The 20317-nt window shown below is 63.7% G+C and carries 21 protein-coding genes and 1 tRNA gene; 3 read left to right on the top strand and 19 right to left on the bottom strand.

The annotated features are described in order from the left end of the window. Positions 1-4: 4 nt before the first annotated feature. The gene (locus DW178_RS11235; protein WP_158573943.1) at positions 5-169 is read right to left on the bottom strand and encodes a hypothetical protein; all 165 of its coding nucleotides are present in this window, start codon (positions 167-169) and stop codon (positions 5-7) included. Between the two features lie 175 nt (positions 170-344). Between DW178_RS11235 and selD the strand changes: the two genes are divergently transcribed. Next, the gene (selD, locus tag DW178_RS00530; RefSeq protein WP_118349315.1) at positions 345-1406 is read left to right on the top strand and encodes a selenide, water dikinase SelD; all 1062 of its coding nucleotides are present in this window, start codon (positions 345-347) and stop codon (positions 1404-1406) included. A 110-nt stretch (positions 1407-1516) separates the two neighbouring features. Here selD and DW178_RS00525 read toward each other — a convergent pair whose 3' ends face one another. Genes DW178_RS00525 through DW178_RS00510 form a run of 5 tightly spaced genes read right to left on the bottom strand, consistent with a single transcriptional unit; the run spans position 1517 to position 3743 of the window. Beyond that, entirely contained in the window at positions 1517-1759 is a 243-nt protein-coding gene (locus DW178_RS00525) for a putative Se/S carrier protein (RefSeq protein ID WP_118349207.1), read from the bottom strand. 17 nt (positions 1760-1776) lie between these two features. Further along, entirely contained in the window at positions 1777-2376 is a 600-nt protein-coding gene (gene yedF / locus DW178_RS00520) for a sulfurtransferase-like selenium metabolism protein YedF (RefSeq protein ID WP_042434060.1), read from the bottom strand. Between the two features lie 51 nt (positions 2377-2427). Next, positions 2428-2700 (bottom strand): 2-hydroxyacyl-CoA dehydratase, encoded by a 273-nt coding sequence (locus tag DW178_RS11480; RefSeq protein ID WP_353653285.1) that lies wholly within the window; start codon positions 2698-2700, stop codon positions 2428-2430. Then, entirely contained in the window at positions 2631-2888 is a 258-nt protein-coding gene (locus DW178_RS11635; protein ID WP_353653283.1) for a 2-hydroxyacyl-CoA dehydratase, read from the bottom strand. Before DW178_RS11635 ends, DW178_RS11480 begins: the two co-directional genes overlap by 70 nt. A gap of 12 nt (positions 2889-2900) precedes the next feature. Further along, positions 2901-3743: a formate/nitrite transporter family protein gene (locus DW178_RS00510; RefSeq protein WP_502695377.1), complete on the bottom strand. Its 843-nt coding sequence runs from the start codon at positions 3741-3743 to the stop codon at positions 2901-2903. 251 nt (positions 3744-3994) lie between these two features. On the opposite strand from DW178_RS00510, the gene selA reads away from it, so the two are divergent. Both selA and selB read left to right on the top strand, forming a co-directional pair. After that, a complete protein-coding gene (gene selA, locus DW178_RS00505; protein WP_118349204.1) occupies positions 3995-5458 on the top strand; it encodes an L-seryl-tRNA(Sec) selenium transferase in 1464 nt (487 codons plus the stop codon). A gap of 6 nt (positions 5459-5464) precedes the next feature. Next, positions 5465-7399 (top strand): selenocysteine-specific translation elongation factor, encoded by a 1935-nt coding sequence (gene selB, locus DW178_RS00500; protein ID WP_118349203.1) that lies wholly within the window; start codon positions 5465-5467, stop codon positions 7397-7399. Between the two features lie 300 nt (positions 7400-7699). On the opposite strand, the gene DW178_RS11230 is transcribed toward selB, so the two are convergent. The 13 genes from DW178_RS11230 to fmt all read right to left on the bottom strand — a co-directional run bounded on the left by DW178_RS11230 (position 7700) and on the right by fmt (position 20314). Then, positions 7700-7796 (bottom strand) — tRNA-Sec (locus DW178_RS11230). Between the two features lie 103 nt (positions 7797-7899). After that, positions 7900-9378 (bottom strand): serine/threonine protein kinase, encoded by a 1479-nt coding sequence (locus tag DW178_RS00495; protein ID WP_118349202.1) that lies wholly within the window; start codon positions 9376-9378, stop codon positions 7900-7902. A 90-nt stretch (positions 9379-9468) separates the two neighbouring features. Continuing rightward, on the bottom strand, positions 9469-9891 hold the full coding sequence (locus DW178_RS00490; RefSeq protein WP_118349201.1) for a helix-turn-helix domain-containing protein: 423 nt from the start codon (positions 9889-9891) through the stop codon (positions 9469-9471). 118 nt (positions 9892-10009) lie between these two features. Further along, positions 10010-10759 carry a DUF4190 domain-containing protein gene (locus DW178_RS00485; RefSeq protein WP_158573941.1) on the bottom strand — a complete coding sequence of 250 codons (750 nt, stop codon included), beginning with the start codon at positions 10757-10759 and terminating at the stop codon, positions 10010-10012. 521 nt (positions 10760-11280) lie between these two features. Continuing rightward, positions 11281-11826 (bottom strand): 2-oxoacid:ferredoxin oxidoreductase subunit gamma family protein, encoded by a 546-nt coding sequence (locus DW178_RS00480; protein WP_286168416.1) that lies wholly within the window; start codon positions 11824-11826, stop codon positions 11281-11283. After that, on the bottom strand, positions 11823-12686 hold the full coding sequence (locus DW178_RS00475) for a thiamine pyrophosphate-dependent enzyme (protein WP_118349199.1): 864 nt from the start codon (positions 12684-12686) through the stop codon (positions 11823-11825). The genes DW178_RS00480 and DW178_RS00475 overlap by 4 nt, the downstream gene beginning before the upstream one ends. Before the next feature lies 1 nt (position 12687). Next, complete coding sequence (locus DW178_RS00470) at positions 12688-13755, bottom strand: 3-methyl-2-oxobutanoate dehydrogenase subunit VorB (RefSeq protein WP_118349198.1); 1068 nt, start codon at positions 13753-13755, stop codon at positions 12688-12690. After that, the gene (locus DW178_RS00465) at positions 13755-13961 is read right to left on the bottom strand and encodes a 4Fe-4S binding protein (protein WP_042434027.1); all 207 of its coding nucleotides are present in this window, start codon (positions 13959-13961) and stop codon (positions 13755-13757) included. The genes DW178_RS00470 and DW178_RS00465 overlap by 1 nt, the downstream gene beginning before the upstream one ends. Positions 13962-14085: 124 nt before the next feature. Further along, positions 14086-14778 (bottom strand): ParA family protein, encoded by a 693-nt coding sequence (locus tag DW178_RS00460; protein ID WP_118349197.1) that lies wholly within the window; start codon positions 14776-14778, stop codon positions 14086-14088. An 8-nt stretch (positions 14779-14786) separates the two neighbouring features. After that, entirely contained in the window at positions 14787-16580 is a 1794-nt protein-coding gene (locus DW178_RS00455; protein WP_118349196.1) for an AMP-binding protein, read from the bottom strand. Between the two features lie 105 nt (positions 16581-16685). Beyond that, positions 16686-17267, bottom strand: coding sequence for a helix-turn-helix domain-containing protein (locus DW178_RS00450; protein ID WP_042434020.1), 582 nt, complete (start codon positions 17265-17267; stop codon positions 16686-16688). Positions 17268-17394: 127 nt separating this feature from the next. Further along, positions 17395-19365, bottom strand: a complete 1971-nt coding sequence (locus DW178_RS00445) for a transcription antitermination factor NusB (RefSeq protein WP_286168414.1) — start codon at positions 19363-19365, stop codon at positions 17395-17397. Further along, positions 19358-20314, bottom strand: coding sequence for a methionyl-tRNA formyltransferase (gene fmt / locus DW178_RS00440; protein WP_118349195.1), 957 nt, complete (start codon positions 20312-20314; stop codon positions 19358-19360). Before fmt ends, DW178_RS00445 begins: the two co-directional genes overlap by 8 nt. Positions 20315-20317: the final 3 nt, after the last annotated feature.

The following is a 20317-nucleotide window of genomic DNA, read 5'->3' as shown; positions in this document are numbered from 1 at the left end:
TCTCTCACGCCTCGAAGCCCTCGCAAGCGAGCGCACAGCGCACCTGCTCGGCAACTTCCACTCTGGAGAACCCGGTGGGGATGACCAGATTGAACGCGATAGCGCCCGAAGGGTCCGCGACGACGGCTTTCGTAGCCGTCGATCCGATATCGATGCCGATACCCGCCATGTGCGTTGCTCCTTGTCTGAGGGTTCGGACCCATGAGGCTCCGCCGTTGTCGCGCTTAGACTGTGATGCAAAACTATGCATACCATCTTGCGACTATACTATACTGGCAATGATACCTACCCGATCCCATAAGAAAGGACCGCACATGAGCACGGACAACCCTGCGAACGGCGCAATGTGCGACGGCGATCGCATACGCCTGACCACGCTCACCGACAAAGGCGGTTGAGCGGCCAAATGGGGTCCGGGAGACCTCTCAAAGATACTGCGCGACATCGCGCCGGCCGTGCCCGACCCGAACCTGCTGCTGGGCTTCGACACCGCAGACGACGCCGCAGTTTGGCAGGTGGACAAGGACAACGCCGCTGTGCTGACGCTCGATTTCTTCACCCCCGTGGTTGACGACCCGTACGAGTTCGGCGCCGTTGCCGCAGCCAACGCCCTGTCCGACGTGTTCGCCATGGGCGGGAAGCCCGTCACCGCGCTCAACATCCTGGCCTTCCCCAGCTGCATGGGCACTGAAGTGGTGGGAGACGTGCTGCGCGGCGGCGCGGACAAAGTGCGTGAAGCCGGGGCGTTCGTGGTAGGCGGCCATTCCATCGAGGACGACGAGCCCAAGTACGGCCTTTCCGTGTTCGGCCTGGTGCACCCTGAGCGCATGGTGAGAAACGGCGGGGCGCAGCCCGGTGACGCGCTGTACTACACGAAAACCCTTGGCACGGGCATCATGAACGCCGCCCTGCGTGCGAAGCTGCGCACCGACGAGGACTTGCGCCCGGTCATCGACGGCATGATGGAGCTTAACCGCGCAGCCGCCGAGGCCATGCTGGAATGCGACGTGCACGCATGCACCGACGTCACCGGTTTCGGCCTGGCAGGCCATCTGCACGAGATGCTCGAAGCGTCGGGGTGCGCAGCGCGCCTGGACTGGGACGCTTTGCCGCTGTTCGACGGCGTGTACGAGCTTTCGTGCGACTACTGCCGCCCCGGCAAGACGTTCGGCATCATCGACTGGGCAAGCGCGTTCGTGGAACAAGGCGGCATCGACGATTTCGAGTTCGACGACCGCATGGGCGTGCTATGCGACCCGCAAACCTCCGGCGGTCTGCTCGTGGCCATCCCGCCCGAGAATGCTTGCCGTTTTGAGGCGGAGTGCGAGCGGCGCCAAGGGCGCAAACCCTCCCGAATCGGAATCTTTGAAGCCGGTCCGGCGGGTAAGATCTTCGTGAACTGGTAAACGGGAAGGCTCACGCCCTGCAGCGCCCCAGCCAAACCGACGCCGCACGTGACCGCAACAAGCCATCCTCACAACAAAGGGGAGCCGTCAAACGACGGCTCCCCTTGCGTTTAGTACAAATCCACTTCGGTGATGGCTTCGAAGGCAAGCCCCCGCTGCTCAAGCGCTTGCTCGAGCGTTTCGCGCAGCTCGACGGGAACGCTCCAGGCAAGGCCGCACCCCGCCGAGATCTCGGAAGGCACCGGGATGACGCGCCCCGGCAGAACGCCTCCGACCGCGGCAGCCTGCAAGGCCATCGCATCGGCCGTGCTATGGAAGGTCACCACCGCATGCGGCGTTTTGCATCTCTGCATCGCACATACCGCCAAGGCTAAGGACGCACGACGACGCCGGCCTCAAGCTGCTTTTGGACGATGACGTACATGTTCGTCACCTCGCCCACCGCAAGCTTGTCGGCGATGCCGAAATGGTTGAGGCAGGTTCCGCAGCTGAAGATCTCAACGCCTGCTTCGGCGAGCTTTTTCAGATCATCGAGCACGGGACTGTCCTCGACGGTCAGATGCACGCCGCCGTTGTAGGCCAGGATGGCCGCCGGCAGCTCGTCTTGCTGGGTGAGCGCGAACACGAACGCCTTCATAAGCGTGGCGCCAAGTTCATCGTCGCCTGCGCCCATGAACTCGCTCGACAGCACGACCACCTTGCTACCTGCCGGCACGAGCGGCTGGCACTCCTCGCATGCCGCATCGGCGACCTGCGCACCCTTGGTAAAGACCACCGCGAACTCGGCATCGCCGCGCTCCTCGGAGGCGGTTTCGACCTTGAGCGACTTGCCAAGGTTTTCCAGGTTGTGCATGGCCGTCTTGTTGTCCACCACAACCTCAAGGGCGCCCTCGCCCATGCCGGCAAGGGCCTTCTTCGCGTTCACCACGGGCAACGGGCACGCCTGCCCCTTGCAATCGAGCTTCTCCATGAGCATCTCCTTTCCGCGGCGTTTTGCGCCGCACTTGCGCAAATCTTCCCGCTACAGCATCTCGATGAACGCGCCCAGGCGGGTTTCCACCTGGCCGGCATCGTTGGTGGAGTAATCGGTTTCAAGCTTCATGTAGGGCACGCCGGCCTGCTCGCAGGCGCGCTGCACGCGCACCGCCTCGATGTTGAAGGTGTGGCACGCCTGCAGCACCACTTCGACCACGCCGTCGACCTCGTATTTCTCCACCATATCCATCATATGCTCGATGCGGCCCTCGTTGGGCGACATGACCGAGCAATTGATTTGCAGATAGCGACCGGAGATGGCGCGAAGCCGTAGGTGCCCTTGATGAGCGGGCAGAGGTTTTTCGGCAGCACCGTCTCGGCATCGGGGATGGTTTCGTTGTTCATGCCGCACAGGCCAACCGCGCCCGTTCTCGCGGCGTCGTGCAAACGAAAACGGCACCTGCAATCCGCAAGTGCCGTTCGCAAAAACCCATTAGGCGGAAACACGCAACCGCAGCGCTACTTCGCCTTGTTCCTAGCATACACGAACCAGTAGGCCAGGCCGACCAGGACGCCGCCGATGATGTTGCCCACCGTCGCGGCGGACAGGTTGTACAGGATGGCCGTCACATCGAACGCGCCGGCGTTGGCGACCGCCGCGCCGAACCCGGCGGACTTCATGAGCAGGCCAGTGGGCAGGAAGAACATGTTCGCCACGCAGTGCTCGAAGCCGGCAGCCACGAAGAAGCTGATGGGGAGCATGATTCCAAGTACCTTGTCCACCACGGTGCGCGCGGAGAAGCCGATCCACACCGCCAGGCACACCATGACGTTGCACATGACGCCCTTGGCCATGAGCACGAGCCAATCAGGGGTGACCTTGCCGACGGCCACCGACACCATGGCATCGCCCACGGCGCCGCCGTTCATCGCGCCGACGCCGCACCAATAGATGAGCGCCACCACGATCAGCGAACCGACCAGGTTGCCGAGCCACACGATGACCCAGTTGCGCACCAGGCCGCCAAGCTTGATCTTCTTAGACGCCAAACCCGTCACCATGAGCATGTTGCCGGTGAACAGCTCGGCGCCGCAGCACAGCACGAGTACCAGGCCCAAGCTGAAGCAGATGCCGCCGACCAGGCGCTGAGCGGCGAACGGCACGGCCGAGTCGCCCAGGAACACCAGGAAATACGTTGCGCCGAACGCGATGAACGCGCCGGCGAGCATTGCCAGCACGAAGCACTTCGCGCCTGCCATGCCGGCCTTGCCCACGGCCAGCGTCTCGGCCTTCGCCTCGATCTCGGCGGGGCCGAGCGCATCAGGTCGTAGCGCTTTCACATCCGTTTGATCCATTGCCATGGAAACCTCCCCCTGTTCGCGATATCTCGTCTTTAGGAAAAACACGGTAATTCTTGCATGGCTACGCGCGTGAATCGTGCTCATTGACGTGAACGGCACGAATTGACCCGTCTGCGATAGCATTTGCCGGGCATTTGGCGCACTCGCCGCCTTGCCCCAAGCCGTTGCGAGCTTGCCTGCTATATTGAGTTACGGAAAACCCGCGGCGACCCACAAACGGCGCCGCCGCACGCCATAAGGAAAGAGGATCCATGCCCGAACCACGTACCGATCTGTTACGCGCATTACCCCAGGTCGAAGAGCTTATGCAAGCCGACCCCATGAAGGCGCTCGAGGCCATCGTCCCCCGCTCCATGCTCGTCGACCGCGCCCGTGCGGCAGTGGATGCGCACCGTCAGCTCATCTTGGCGGGAGAAGTGGACGCTGTAGACGTCGAGGCCATCTTGACCGACGCCGTCAACGGTGCGCTGGCTACGCTGCGCCCGAGCCTCAGGCGCGTTATCAACGCCACCGGCGTGATCATCCACACCAACCTCGGCCGCAGCGTGCTTGCCGAGCCCGCCGTGCAGGCGGTGGTGGAGGCGGCACGCGGCTATTCCACGCTTGAATACAACATCGACAACATGGCGCGCGGCAGCCGCCATAACCATGTGGAGCACCTCATCTGCGCGCTCACCGGCGCAGAGGCCGCCATCGCCGTGAACAACAACGCGGCCGCCGTCATGATGGTGCTCGCCGAGTTCGCCGCCGGTCACGAGGCCATCGTCAGCCGAGGCGAGCTCGTCGAGATCGGCGGCAGCTTCCGCGTACCCGACATCATGGCCCAATCAAAAGCGCGCATGGTGGAGGTTGGCGCCACGAACAAGACGCATGCCTTCGACTACGAGCGAGCCATCACGCCCGACACCGCCATGCTGCTCAAGGTGCACCCCTCCAACTACCGCATGATCGGCTTCACCGAAAGCGTCTCGAAAACCGACCTGCGACGCATCGCCGATGCGGAGAACGCCCGCCGCGCCACCGCCGGCGAAGCCTGCCCCGAACTGCTGGTCTACGAGGACCAGGGCTCGGGCGCCTTCATGCACCTCGACGTGTTCGGCGAATACGCCGAGCCCACGGTGCGCGAATCGCTTGCCGAAGGGTGCGACCTAGTCAGCTTCTCGGGCGATAAGCTGCTCGGCGGCCCCCAGGCAGGCATCGTGGTGGGCCGAAAGGAATACATCGACCGCTTGAAGAAGCATCCGCTCGCCCGCGCGCTGCGCCTGGACAAGATGACGCTCGCCGCCCTTGAGGCTACGCTGCGCCTGTATCTGGACCCCGAGGACGCGCTTCGCCGCATCCCCACCCTGCGCATGCTCACCGAGGATGCCGAAACGGTGCGCGAACGCGCCGAGGCGCTGATGGCGGCCCTGGCCGAGCGCGTGACCCCCGAGCAGGCGCAGCTGGAAATCGTCGAGGAAACGGGCCGTGCGGGCGGGGGGTCGCTTCCCATGTGCGACATCCCCACGTTCTGCGTGCGCATGCGCTTCGAGGCTGGCAACGCGCAAGGCTGCGAGGAGCACCTCCAGCGAAAGCGCGACGTGCCCGTGATCGGGCGCATCAAGCGCGAATGCGTGCTCTTCGATGCACGCACCATCACCGAAGAGGATATCCCTGAGATTGCCAGCGCCGTGGCCAGCTATTTCACGGCCATCGAAGGGCGAAAGGAGTCGTAGCGCGCTATGGCAACCGAATCGAAACGAGACCTGGTGCTCGGGACCGCCGGCCATATCGACCACGGCAAATCCACCCTGGTTCAGGCGCTCACCGGCACCGACCCGGACAGGTTGAGCGAGGAGAAGCAGCGCGGCATCACCATCGAGCTCGGCTTCGCTCAGCTTGAGCTGCCCGACGGAAGCGCCATGGGCGTGGTCGATGTCCCGGGGCACGAGCGCTTCGTGCGCCAGATGATCGCGGGCTCCACCGGCATCGACGCGGCGCTGCTGTGCATCGCCGCCGATGACGGCATCATGCCGCAAACCGAGGAGCATCTTGCGGTCCTGCAGCTTCTGGCCGTGCCCACCTGCGTGGTGGCGTTGACGAAATGCGATCTGGTGGACGAAGAATGGGCGCTGTTCATGGAAGACGAGGTGCGCACGCGCCTGGCATCGACGCCGTATGCCCAAGCCGCCATCGTGCCCGTCTCAGCCCGAACCGGGCAGGGCTTGGAGGAGCTGCGGGATGCCATACAGCTTGCCGCCCGCGCCACCGCCGGCCGAGCCGGGCAGGAAGCGATGCGCCTGCCCGTGGACCGCAGCTTCACCATCAGGGGCGCGGGGACCGTTGTCACGGGCACGCTTTGGAGCGGTATCGCGCACGTTGGCGACGAGGTGGAAGTGCTGCCCTCGGGCCTGCGCACCCGTATCCGCGGCATCCAGGTGCATGGGCAGGCGGTGGAGCAGGCAGCGTCAGGACACCGCACCGCGCTGAACCTGAACGCCGTGACCACCGACGACGTGCGGCTAGGCAGCTTCATCTGCACTCCCAACGCCGTCACGCCCACCGACCACTTCGATGCCGACATCACCTACCTGGGCATCCCCGGTCAGGACAAGCCGCTGGAAACCGGATGCCGCGTCCACGTTGCGCACGGTACCACGGAATGCATCGGCCGCGTGCTGCTCATGGATGGCGTGAAGAGCATTTCCCGTGGTCAAACGGCTGCAGCGCAGATTCGAACCGAAAGCGATGTACCGGTTGCATACGGTGACCGGTTCGTCATCCGCTCATACTCCCCCGTCCACGTGATCGGCGGCGGCGTGGTGCTGCGCGCCCACCCGAAGCGCACCACCACGGTAACCCAGGCGGACCGCACGCTGCTCGACGCGCTTCGCTCGGGCGATGGCGCAAAGGCGGTCCAAGCCGCTTTCGATGCCGCCGAGTTCCCTGCGACGCCCGCCGATATCGCCCATGCAACCGGGCTTTCCCTTGCGCAAACCGCAGATGAGCTTGAAGCGCTCGCCGAACGCGGCACCGCCGAGAAGCTGCCCGGGGCCGCAGGCGCGAACATCCGGTTCGCAACAAAACGCATGCTGCAGAAGCTTTCGGGGGCGATCGAGAACGCGCTGCTTCGCTACCATAGCGCAAACCCCGCCGTAACCGGCATGTCGAAAGAGGCGCTACGCCAAGCCTGCATGCCCCGCTGCGCGCCCGACGCATTCGATGCGGTGCTTGCACGCGCATGCGCGGAAGGCAAAGCCGTGGCCGATGGCGGCATGATAAGCCACCCGCAAGCCGGCGCCGGCGCCCGGAAGCTGGAGGAAGGCAACGCTGAGAAGCTGGCCGAGCTGCTAGCTGCGGCGGGCCCGAAACCGCCTACGGTTGCCGACCTGCTCAAGCAAGCAGACCTTGCGCCGAAGCAGGGTTACAAGGCGCTCGGGCTGCTGGAGAAGCAAGGCCAGGCCATCAAAGCCAGCGAGGAGTTCTACTTCGACGCCGCCGCGCTTGACGCACTCGAGCACGCCGTGCGAGCCGCATTGGCAAACGGCCCCGCTTCCGCTGCCGACCTCAAGGACGCCATGGGCCTGAGCCGCAAGCACGCCATCCCCGTGCTCGAGCACTTCGACGACACGGGTGTCACACGCCGCATCGGCGACGCACGCGAGCTGGCAAACTAAGCAAAATACGCCGATCGGAGCAGCGATAAACCGATTGAACGGCCCTTCCGAAGAGCACGAACCCCTGTTCTAACGCACGATTCGCGAACTCAAAACGCCTCCCTTCCGCTAGACATGGAAGGGAGGCGTTGTTGCTTTCAGGCGAACGAAAAAGAGGCATCAGCCTGCGCTGACGCCTCAAAATCAGACACGCTATTTTGTCCTATAAGCCAGGTCCGCCTCATCAACCCGCAATCGCCCCGCAAGCGAAAGCCGACAATATAAAAAGGAGCCCTAGAAGGCTCCTTTTTGCGTCAAATATGGCGGAGACGCGTGCGAATCGAACACACCCGAGACGTTCTGCGCGCCTCACAACGGCTTTGAAGGCCGCGGGGCCCACCAGGACCCATCCATCTCCACGTGATTTCATCATGTATTGTACCCGAACCGTAATCTGAAGCGGCCTTATTCGATAAACGGCGCGTTATTTCCAAAAATTGGTTGGATAGCAATAGCAAATACTAGGATTCACGTAGAAACAGGATGCCTATCAGCGTGAGCACAGCGAACGCGGCACCCGCCATGCACGCTGCCGCAATCACCCGTTGTTTGAGCGAAGGCCGTTCAAACCACGTGAACAGCTTCTCCAGCGGCCGAGTGTCGATGAGCAACGGGATCGTCCAGTCCATGGCCAGCCACACGCACACATACGACACCGCACAAGCGACCGCAGGCAAACGAGCCATGTCCCCTTGCGGGTTCATGCCGGAGGCGACGCACGCGAAGGCCATGACCGCGCCCCAGGCGGCCAGCAGGATATCCCATGCCACCCCCACGCCTAACGGCAAGCGGTGCGCGATGCCGGACCAAAACCCCCACAGCCATCGAAAGGCGGCTTCTGCACCACGCGCAAAAGCCTTGGATCTTCCCCGCTCTTTGGCGTCACGCAACGTTAATGTATCAGGCGCTGCAGACGACAAAGCCGGCTCTGCCGCACCAGGCGTGACGCCGGCGAGATTAGAATCAGCGGCATGCCCAGCGTTGCCGGACCGTAAAGCACCATCCATTCGGAGACCAGGCTGGAATCCGGGACCTTGCGCGCAACCTGCTTCGGAAGCCGAATCGCCACGCGGAACATAGCCAGCGCCCCGCACACAACCCGTATCAGCAGCAAAAGATCCCCGTTGAAAATCGACGGGGCACCCGATCGCGTACATGAACGACGCGCGCATCGCTCCCACCGACCCGAACCGATCGGCAGGGTCGAACGCGGTCGCCTGGGCCACCACGTCGCGCACCGATTGGGGAACCCCATACACGCGCAGGCGATCTTGAACCGTCGCGGGAACGGGGGTCTCCTCGCACAGCAGGTAGAACAGCAACATGCCCAGCGCATAGACATCGCTGCGCACATCGGTCTGACCGTAGCCGAACTGCTCGGGCGGCGCATACGCACGCGTGCCGAAATGGCTTGTGTCGCACACGGCATCCTTGTCAAAGGTGCGGGCGATGCCTAGGTCTATCACCAAGACCGTGTCACCCTCCACCATAAAGTTCGACGGCTTGATATCGCGATGGATAAGCGGCGGATCGAAACGGCCATGCAGCTCGGCGATGGCATCGCATATGCCGGGGAACAGCCGCTTGGCCGCATCAAGGGACGGCCCGGTTTCGTAGAGCTCGTCGGCAAGCGTGCGCCCGGGCACGAACTCCATCACCACCGCATCCTGCTCACCCAATGAATAGCAATCTATGATGCGCGGCAGGTGCAGGAACCGTTTCCCCTGCCGCTGCGCTGCCAGCACCCGCCCGTACGCGCTGCCCAACCCCGATTCGGCTTCGAACACCTTGCGCACGTAGGGACCCTGCTCGGCACCGTTAGCCCCGACGAAGAACACGCGCTCCGTGCGCTCGAGATGACCTTCCTTCAAAACCGCATCGACGCGATAGCACTCATCGCGAGCAAGGCTTTCCAGATGTTGTTGCAGGGATCCTTTCATAACGATGACGATGGTAGCAGATACGCAAGCTCGCCAATGCCCGCATGTCGCTAACGGGACCGGAATGACAATGCCTCCCGACGCCGCCAGCTACTCGGTGATGGTGTCCTCGTGGAAGGCGTACAGCTGCTCATCGACGGTTTGCAGCGTTTCGCCATGATCGATGCAGAAGATGATGATGGCATCGCGGCGGTTCTTGCAATACAGCTCGTTGCAGCCGCCCGCTTGCAACAGGCGATTCGTCTCGCGCAGCGACAGCTTCATGGCGAAGGCCAGCTGCAGCAGCTTGTTGCGCGACGGGTTGCGCTGGCCGACGAAGATCTGATACCCGAACGTGGGGTTGATGCCCGCCCGGCGCACCACCTCGGGACGCCTCAAGCCGCGCTCGTCGAGCAGCTGCTGAAGATAATCGGGCAGGCTGCGGCACGCAAGCTTGTGCTTGCTGGCGAATGCGGCAGGGTCAGGAGAATCGAGCAGCTCGTTGAGCAGGTCCTCGGTCATGGGTTCTTTCACTCGCCGCTTCCTTCTGCGCTTCGCCGGTTTTCGTTTCCTTGGTTCCATAGTAGCAAAGAAATGCCCATCGGATACAGACGCGGCCGCCCGACCCGATGGGCACGACTTTTCGCGAAGCTTAGACGATGTTCCAGGAGACATCCGAACCGCGGCCGAGGAAGGCGTTTTCATACAGCACCTTCACCACATCGCCTTCGAAGTACAGATTGCCCGAAACCGTGCCGCCTGCGGCAAGGGTGCCGGAATGCAACTCGTTGTCGCCGTCGGTGTAGAACGCTTGCGAGCGCTGGGCGCCCTGGGCATCCTCAGCCTTCCAATCATAGGGATTGAACGACGCCTGGCTGTTGCCGTTGTTCTGATAGGTCACGCTCACCTGCGTGATAGGCTTTCCATCGTAGCTCTGAAGCCCGGTGACCACGTCGTCCACCGTGAGCACGAGGCCGTTCTTCAACGTTATGGAATTGCCCGCCGCCGTTGTCTGGCTGTTGTCGGCGGCTTCATCGGAAGCAGGGGCGGTAGTTGCAGGCTGCTCGTTTGCCGGCTGCGGCGCCACCGAGGTGCCGGAGAAGACATCATCGATAGTGGAGCTGTACATGCTTTGCGTGGCCAGCACCACGGCGAATGCGATGACGTTCATCACCACGCCGGCAATGGACAGGCCCTTGCCCGACTTCCTCCCCTTCACGCACGCGATCATGCCGATGAGCGCGAGAACAAAGCCGATTACGGCAAGCAAAGCCGAGAAATTGTTGATGATGGGCAGAAACGATGTCGCTAAAGCGATGATCCCCAGAACGAAGCCGGCGATTCCCAGCCCCGATTTCGACGGCTGTACCAGCGGCGAGGCTTGCACGGTGTTGGTTTCCATGAGCATTCCCTTTCCCTAAACGATGCACTGACGTGCTGAAACGATATCAATGCTAAGGAAAGGCCCTTGTGATTTCATTAGCTGGCAGCTACGATTCCGAAACCTTTTCGGTGAAAAGGGAAGGCGGCCACAAGCGAACGAAGCAAAACCCTCTCACCGAAAGGGAAAAGCTACCGCATATGAAACAACGAAACCCAACCGGTAACCATCGGTTACCGGTTGGGTTTCGAATCGGTTTACAGGACCCGGACTATCGAGCATCTCGCGATATCGAGCGCGGCTTGCACCCGCAAACCCGGGCTATCGCGATGCTTTGAACCATAAAACGAGAATATAGCCTGCATCCCCCGACACGGCACGGCACGGCACGGCACGGCACGGCACGGCACGGCACGCCATGCACAGATCATGCATGCGCGCACAGCTAGGCAGCATCAAGCGCGGATCGCACCTGCATCCCCGGCACCCCACGCCAAGCGCGCCTCGCGCCCATGCGATTAACCTGCGATGTCAGTCGCAGACTATGCCTGGACACCCAGCTCCAGGGCGCGCAGGTTGCCTGCCAGCTTGTCCTTCTTACGCGCCGGGACCACGGCGGCCACAGCCGCGCGAATGGTCTCCTCGCTGCAGAAGCGGGTTTCGGCGAACAGCTTGCCCACCAAGATGACGTTGGCAAGGCCCTTCAGGCCCGCCTCCTCGGCGAGGGCCGTGGCGGGCACGGCGCACACCGTGACGCTGGGCATATCCGGGATGCGAGGCACAAGCGTGCTGTCGACGATCACCAAGCCGCCGGGCTGCACGCTATGCTCGAACTTGTCGAGCGACGGCTGGTTCATGACCACCAGCACGTCGGGGTTGAGCACGAGCGGGCTTCCGATGGGGTCGTCGGAGATGCACACGCTGCAGTTGGCGGTGCCGCCGCGCATCTCGGGCCCGTAGCTGGGAAGCCAGGAAAGCTCGCGGTCCTCAAGCAGGCCGGCGTTGGCGATGATCTTGCCGGCGAACAAGATGCCCTGGCCGCCGAACCCGGCGAGCACGGCCTGCATGCAACGTTTCGGTTCGCTCATCGCGCACCCTCCTTGCCCTCGGCGCGTTTCTCGGGATGGGCGACCGGGCAGTCGGCGTTGCGCGCGGCAGCAGCCTGCGCCGCATCAGCGAACCCATCGGACACCACATCGCGATACACGCCCAGCGGATAATACGGCAGCATGTTCTCGCGCATCCACGCAAAGCTGTCCTGCGGCGTGAGGCCCCAGTTTGTGGGGCACGTGGACACCACTTCCACCATCGAATAGCCGATGCCGTCGATCTGGTTCTGGAACGCCTTCTTGATGGCGCGCTTGGCCTGGCGCACATGCTTGGGCGTGTCCACGGTCACGCGCTCCAGATATGCCGGGCCGTCAAGGCTGCTCAGCAGCTCGCACACGCGCACCGGGTAGCCGGCGGTGGAGACGTCGCGGCCATAGGGGCTGGTCTGCGTCACCTGGTTCGGCAAGCTGGTGGGAGCCATCTGCCCGCCGGTCATGCCGTAGATGGCGTTGTTGATGAAGATAACGGTGATATGCTCGCCGCGCGTAGCCGCATGCACGGTCTCGGCCATGCCGATGGAGGCAAGGTCGCCATCGCCTTGATAGGCGAACACCACGTTGTCCGGCAGCACGCGCTTGACGCCCGTGGCAACCGCCGGGGCGCGGCCATGCGCCGCCTCGATCATGTCGCAGCCGAAGAAGTCCGGAGCGGTGACGGCGCAGCCCACCGGCGCGACGCCGACGGTGCGGCCTTCGATATCAAGCTCGTCGATGACCTCGGCGACCAAACGGTGCACGATGCCGTGCGGGCAACCCGGGCAGTAGTTCGTGACCACGGGAAGCAACGACTTCGGACGCGAGAACACCACGCGGCCTTCGCCCTGTTTCTGCTCAGCCATGTTATTCACCACCCTTCCCCGCAAGCTTGCGGATCGCGCCCAGCACCTCATCGGGCGTGGGGATGATGCCTCCCGTGCGTCCGAAGAACTCCACGGGGACGCGGCCGTTGACCGCCAGGCGCACATCATCGACCATCTGGCCCATGTTCATCTCCACCGACAAGAACGCCTTCGCACGCCCCATGCAGCCTTCGATGGCGTCCACAGGGAACGGCCAGAGCGTGATGGGGCGCAAAAGACCTGCCTTGATGCCCTCGGCACGGGCGCGCACGACCGCCGAATGCGCGATGCGCGCGGTGGCGCCAAAGGACACGAGCACGATGTCGGCGTCCTCGCACATGAACGTCTCGGCACGCTGCTCGCGGGCCTTCACCGTCTCATAGCGCTCGAAACGCTCGATGTTCAGGCGCTCGAGCTCGTCTGCCGTCAGGTAGAGCGAGTCCACGATGTTGTGCTTGCGCTCGCCCTTATGACCGGTGGTGGCCCAAGGCTTTTCCAGCAGCTGCTCCACGCGCTCGGGAAGCACGACGGGCTCCATCATCTGGCCAAGCATGCCGTCGGAGAGGATCATGGCGGGCATGCGGTACTCGTCGGCCTTCTCAAAGGCCAGGTACGCCAGATCGGCCATCTCCTGGACGGTGGAAGGAGCGAACACGAGCACCTGGAAATCGCCATGGCCCATAGCGCGGGTGGCCTGCCAGTAGTCGGATTGAGAAGGCTGGATGCCGCCAAGGCCCGGGCCGCCGCGCTGCACGTTGACGATGACGCCGGGAAGGTCGGCGCCCGCCATATACGAGACGCCCTCGCCCTTAAGCGACACGCCCGGCGAAGACGACGAGGTCATGACGCGCGCGCCGGCCGACGATGCGCCGTAGACCATGTTGATAGCCGCGATCTCGCTTTCGGCCTGCAGATACGTGCCGCCTTCCTTGGGCATGCGCTTGGCCATGTAAGCGGCAACCTCGGTCTGCGGCGTGATGGGATAGCCGAAGAAGAAACGGCATCCTGCGCGGATGGCCGCTTCGGCCATGGCCTCGTTGCCCTTCATGAGCACCTTTTCCTGAGACATCAGCGCATCACCTCGATCGCAACGTCAGGGCACATAAGCGCGCACGAGCAGCAGCCCGTGCACTTGGACGCATCGATCAGCCGGGCCGGATGATAGCCCTTCGCCGTGATGCGGGAACGGTCAAGCTCGATGATATGGGCCGGGCATGCGTCCACGCACAACCCGCAGCCCTTGCAGAAACCGTCATCGACCGTTATCGCTGCCATGAGCCTTCCTTTCTCGTCTGAGCCGGCCCAAAAAGGCCGGCATATGGTTATCGAACACTCCCCCGAAAACGCTCCTTGAACAGAGGCATGGCCCAGTCCGAATCCACCGGAGCGGACTTTGCCCTTACTCCCAGGGTTTTCTCACATACACCGAAACAGGATAGCGCACACCGGGGATATCGGCATCTTCGAGCATACGACGGGGCACCGCGGAAAACGCCAGGGGCAAACCGGCCAGCGCGGCGACCTCCTGCGCGAATCCGACGCCGCGGCTGAGCACTTCACCGTCGGTGAAGTCGGCCAGGTGCGTGTTGTTCGCAACCGCGGTGGCATGCAGGTGGCTGGCCGCCTCGATCTCTCGGAGCACGGAAAGCGCTTCGTGCGCATCGTGCGTGAGGTTGCGGCTGCGGTTCACTACGTACAGCAAGTCGTAATCCCCCTCGGCGATGCCGCCTGCAAACCTGCCGAGCGCCGTGGCGCCGGCATCGTCGCCGCCCGCATCGACGATCAGCAGCCTTCCCCGTTCCCCGCGCGTCCAATCCAAGGCGGCCGAAACCTGCCCGGAGATGGCGGGCGCATCGAGCGTGGTCCCCGCATACCGCGGGGCGATCACCTGCACGCCGGCATCCTCGAGAAGACACCGGTAGTCGCTGCTGCGGAAATACGGGTTGACGATATCCAAGTCGGCAACCCGCACTTCCATGCCAGCATCCCGGGCATCAAGGGCCAGGTTGATGGCCAGATTGGTCTTTCCGACCCCATAATGCCCCGTGATGACGGTCACTGATTTTAACCGTTTTACATCGAACTCGCTCACGGCCTCACCTACACCAAGCCCTCGGGCACCTTGGTCTTCGGCGTGCCCTCCTGGCTTTCGTCAGCCTCGCGGATGGCCGCTCGGCGGATCTTGCCGTTAACGGTCTTGGGAAGAGCATCGACGAACTCCACAATGCGGGGATATTTGTACGGCGCCGTGCGCTGCTTGACCCATTGCTGCAGCTCGCGCACGAGCACCTCGGAACCCTCGAAACCTTCCGCGAGCACCACGGTGGCCTTGACCGCCTTGCCGCGCACGGGGTCGGGCACGCCGGTGACGGCGCATTCGCGCACGGCCTCATGCTCGAGCAGCACGCTTTCGATCTCAAAGGGACCGATGCGATATCCCGACGACTTGATGACGTCGTCGTTGCGGCCGACGTACCACAGGTAACCGTCCTCATCGACCCAGGCGGTGTCGCCGGTGTGATACCAACCGTCGTACACGGCAGCTTCGGTCTTCTCGGGATTGCGGTAGTACTCCAGCATGATACCCGGAGCCTTCTCGTGCACATCGATGCAGATCTCGCCCGTCTCTCCGACGTCGCAGCGGCTACCGTCGCCGCGCTGCACCTCGATGGTGAACGCCGGCGAAGGATGGCCCATCGAGCCGGGCTTGGGCACCGCATGTGTGAGGTTGGCTACCGTCAGCGGCGTCTCCGTCTGGCCGAAGCCCTCGAAGATGGTCAGCCCCGTATGCTCCTTCCAAAAGTCGAACAGGTCGGGGTTGAGCGCCTCGCCGGCGGTGGTGCAATACGTGAGCGTGCTCAAATCGTGGGCATCCACGTCGGCCTGCATCATCATGCGGTACATGGTGGGCGGGCAGCACAGCGTGGTGACTCCGTAGCGAGGGATCAGATCCAAGATCTCATCGGCATGAAAGCGATCGAAATCGTACGTGAGCACGCAGGCCTCCATAAGCCACTGGCCGTAATACTTGCCCCATACCGCCTTGCCCCACCCGGTATCGGCGATGGTCAGATGCAGCCCGTCGGGTTTGACGTTGTGCCAGTGCTTAGCCGTGACCAGGTGCGCCAAGGCATAGTAGGAATCATGCAGCACCATCTTGGGGTTGCCGGAGGTGCCGGAGGAGAAGTACATGAGCATAGGGTCGCCGACATGGGTTTCCACATGCGAGAAGCCCTCATCGGCGTTGCGCACGCCGGTGTTGAAGTCGTGCCAACCCGGGCGCTGCGCGGGAACGGCGCACACACCCTCGGGGCCGGAGAGCGCCGCACCCACCGGGCCGTCGGTTGCCAGCCAGTTGCCATCCGCATCCTGCTCGGTCAAACCGCCGCCGGCCCCGTTGACCAGGAACAGGTGCTCAACCGAGGGGCACTGATCGATCACGTTGTCCACCACCTGCGCGATGGTGCCGACGGAAGTGCAGATAACGGCCTTGATGGACGCGCCGTTCAAACGATACTCCAGGTCATGCTCTTTGAGCATGAACGTGGCCGGTACCATGACGGCGCCAAGCTTCGCAAGGGCGGTGGCCACGAACCAGAACTGATAATGACGGCGCAAGATCACCATGACCATGTCGCCCTTGCCCACGCCGTGGGCGGCAAGGTAGTCCGCCGTTTTATCCGACCAACGCTTCATATCGGCGAACGTGAACAGGTGCTCCTCGCCTTCGGGGTTGCACCACATCATGGCACGGCGGTCAGGGTCGTTCTCCGCGATGTCGTCCACCACGTCGTAGCCGAAATTGAAGGTATCGGGGCACTTCACCTTGAAATCGGTGAGCACGCCCTGCTCGTCGTAGGTTTCCTCGCAGTAACGCAGATTGATATTTCTCATGGTGTTGCCGGACTTCCTTGAAATTTGGTGCGCGGAACCGGACCGCGCACGATGCGGTCGATATGAAGGTTGGTTTTCGGCAAGCAACCCTAGGCGGGCGCTTGCCTAGATAATGTCTTCCTTCGCCTTCAGAACGACAGCCAGGAATTTGCACGGTGCGCCATCGATGGCGATCATGCCGTGCCCACGTCCGGAATCGTAAAGCAGCATGTCGCCAGGGCCAAGCTCCTCAGTATGCTCCTCGTACTGGAAGCGCATGCGGCCTTCCAGGATGTAATCAAGCTCCTGCCCGGCGTGATACGACAGATGGATGGGCTTATCCTGCAGCTCGGGACGGTAATCGGCGGTGACGAAGAACGGCTCGCACAGCTTGTTGCGATAGTGCGGGGCCTTGTGCAGGTACTCAAGGCCGCTGCGACGCTTGACGGCCAAGCCCTCATCGGCGCGCGTAAGGGTGTAGCCCGTCAGGTGCGGGGTTTCGCCGGTGAGCAGCTCGATAGGGTCGACGCCGAGATTCGCCGCGCATTTATACAGGAAGGTGAATGAAAGCTCCTCCGCCCCCGATTCCTGCGCCTGATACTCCGCCAGGCTGCGACCGGTGGCATCGGCCATCTCCTGCATGGTCAGGCCCATATCCTCGCGCAGCGCACGGATCCTGTTCGCCACCTCTTGATAGTTCGGCTCCATGTAAACCTGACCTCCTCACATGCAATTATCTCAACTTCATAGTAAATGGATGGTACGCGCGAAACTGTTTCCAATATGTTTCATGCCGGCGAAGAAGCCCTCGCCGGCATGAAAACGGGGTATGAGATTACTCTTGCGGCTTGCGAACGAAGCGCACGGCGAAGTGCGCATCGGACGAGCCAGGGGCAAGGCGGGTTGCAAGGCAGTTGCGGCCGCACAGCTGGTCGAGCGTGAAGCCGGCGCCCTCCTCGCTTTCCAGGAAGGCCTTCACCACGCCGGCGTTCTCCTCGCGCGTGACCGTGCACGTGGAGTATGCCAGCGCACCGCCCGGGGCCACGTGGCCCGCCGCGGCCTTGAGCATGCCCAGCTGGGTTTCCACGAAACCTGCCAGGTCCTCCTCGCTCGTACGCCAGCGGATCTCGGGGTGTCGGCGAAGCGTGCCCATGCCCGAGCACGGGGCGTCCACGAAGATGAACGAGAACATGCGATCGGGCATGATGTTGTCAAGCTCGAGCGCATTGCCGGTGAAGGCCTCGGTCACCACGACGCCGTACTGCTCGGCGCGCTTCTCGAGCAGGCGCGTCTTGTAGGCGTGGTTGTCGATGGTGACGTACTCCTCGATCTGCGACCCGTACTTGCGGCAGGCGTTGGACTGCAGCAGGATGGTCTTCGTGGCGCGGCCGGCGCCGATCTCGAGCACGCTTTCGGGCTTCTCATCGGGAAGCACGTTGGTGGCCACCATCTGCGCAGCGGCGTCGGAGACCAAGATCTTGCCCTGGTCGAGCTGGCGCGCAAGCGCGGGCACCAGCAGGGCACGGCTTTCGGGCACGCGCAGGCAGCCCTGCACGTTCATGTCGCCGAGCGCCACCGGCTGCACTTCCTCTTCCGCACGCTCAAAGGCCTTGAGCACGTGATCGTCGTCCACCTTGCAGGCGTTGACGGCCACATACAGCGGGGCCTGCTCGTTGGACGCACGCATGAACTCGATGGCGGCCTGCGGGCCCATCTCCTCCATGAGCTTTTTGGCCATCCACGTGGGGAACGCCTGGGTGCGGGCGAGCGCATCAAGGTCGGTTGCCGGGTTGCCGAACGGGAAATCGATGCGCAGGCGCACGATCTTGTGCAGCACGGCATTGGCCACGCGAGCCGCAGGGCCCGGGCTGAACGACTTCACCATCTCGACGCCCTGGTCGACGGCCGCATGGGCCTCCTTGCCCAGGAAAATGAGCTCGTAGGTGGAGATCTGCAGCGCATCGCGCGTCTCGCGGAAGATGTCCTCGGGCGTGTCGAGCGCGCGGTCGATGATCTCGTCGAGCGTGCCGCGGGCGCTCACCGTGCCGAGCGCGAGCAGCGTGGCGAACGCGCGGTCCTCAACCGACATGGTGGACTTGTCGATCACCTGGGCGATGACGTCCTGCGCGAACGCGTTGCGCTCGCGGACGGTGCGCACCACGTCGAGCGCCGCCAAGCGGGCGGGCGTTGCATTGGACTTGCGACGCGGGCGCGCCGGCTTGGCAGAACCGCGGAAGCCGCCCTTTTCGCCGCCGCGCGATACGCCCTGAGCGCCCTGCTCAGGCTTGCGACGCGGGTCGCGAGCGGTGTTGCGGCCGCGGAAATCGGGCTTCGGCTCGCGCGCGGGGCGATCGGAGCCGGCATGCCGCGCGGCCTCGGGGCGCTGACCGCCCTCGGTGCCCTCGCGCCTGAAATCGCGCTTCGGGCCGCGGTCTCCCTTATAGCCACCACGACGATCATCGCGGCCGCCGTTGTAGCCGCCGCGGCGCTCGTCGCGGCCACCGTTGCCACGATACTCGCGCTTCTCGCCGTCGCGTCCACCCTGTCCGCGGAAGTCGAGCTTCTCGCCGTCACGGCCGCGATATCCGCCCTTTCCGCCATCGCGGCGCTGGCCATCGCGGCCGCCCTGACCGCGATTGCCGCCACGACGGTCGTTGCGACCGCCGAAGCCGCCTTTGCCGCCGTCGCGGCGCGGGCCGCCCTGACGATTGCCGTGGCCGCCGTGCTGGCCGCCCTTTCGATAACCGCCGTTGCCGCCTTCGCGGCGCTGACGCGGCGCGCCTTCGTTGTTATGCTGTTCAGCCACGCGGGCCCTCCCAAGTCTTGGTGTCTTCCTTGATTCCCTGAATGCCTGCGGCAAACGCCTTTGCCGCCATGGCCGCCTTACCGGCGGGTTTCACTTCCATAAGCTCTATCACGCCGTCCGCAGCGCCCAGGTACAAACGCTTTGCGGCGAATCGCACGCTACCGGGTTCCACGCCCTCACAAACCGCATCCGTCTGATCGGCGGGCGCCGGACGCGCAGCAAGCACGGTGACGTCCTTGCCGGCGATGGTGGCATGCGCAGGGTGCGCCGCGCTTGACGCGCGAACTTTGCGACACGCCTGCTCCACCGTGTCGGCCGGGCTGAGCGAAAGCTCGTCTTTGCCGATCTTCTCGGCGTACGTGACATGCTCCTCATCCTGGCGCGTCCAGCGGATACATCCCGCCTCCAGCTGCGTCAACGCCGTGAGCAACGCGTGCGCGCCCAGGTCGGCGAGCAGGTCGGTGAGCAGCGCTACATCCTTGTCGCCCACCTCAAGCGATCGGCACACGCAGTAATCGCCCGTGTCAAGCCCTTCCTCCATGCGCATGATGCACACGCCGGCCTCTTCGTCGCCGGACAGGATGGCGCGCTCGATGGGAGCGGCGCCGCGCCAGCGCGGCAGCAGCGAGGCGTGCACGTTCAAGCAGCCATGCTTGGGGATGGACAGCACCTCGGCAGGAAGCAGCATGCCGTAGGCAGCCACGCAGATGACATCGGGCTCGAGCGCCGCTAGCGCTTGCTGCTCGTCGGCGTTGCGCAGCGTTTTCGGCGTGAACACGGGGATGCTGCGCTCACACGCCTCCACCTTCACCGGGCTGGGCACCAACTGCTTGCCGCGGCCGCGCACGGCGTCGGGACGCGTGTAGACGGCCACCACATCGTGCTGCGAGGCAAGCTCGGAGAGCACCGATGCGGCGAAGTCGGGCGTGCCCATGAATACGATGCGCATACC

The organism is Eggerthella sp. AM16-19 (genome assembly GCF_003474385.1).
Classification (GTDB): domain Bacteria; phylum Actinomycetota; class Coriobacteriia; order Coriobacteriales; family Eggerthellaceae; genus Senegalimassilia.
This window is presented reverse-complemented; position numbering and strand designations above follow the sequence as displayed.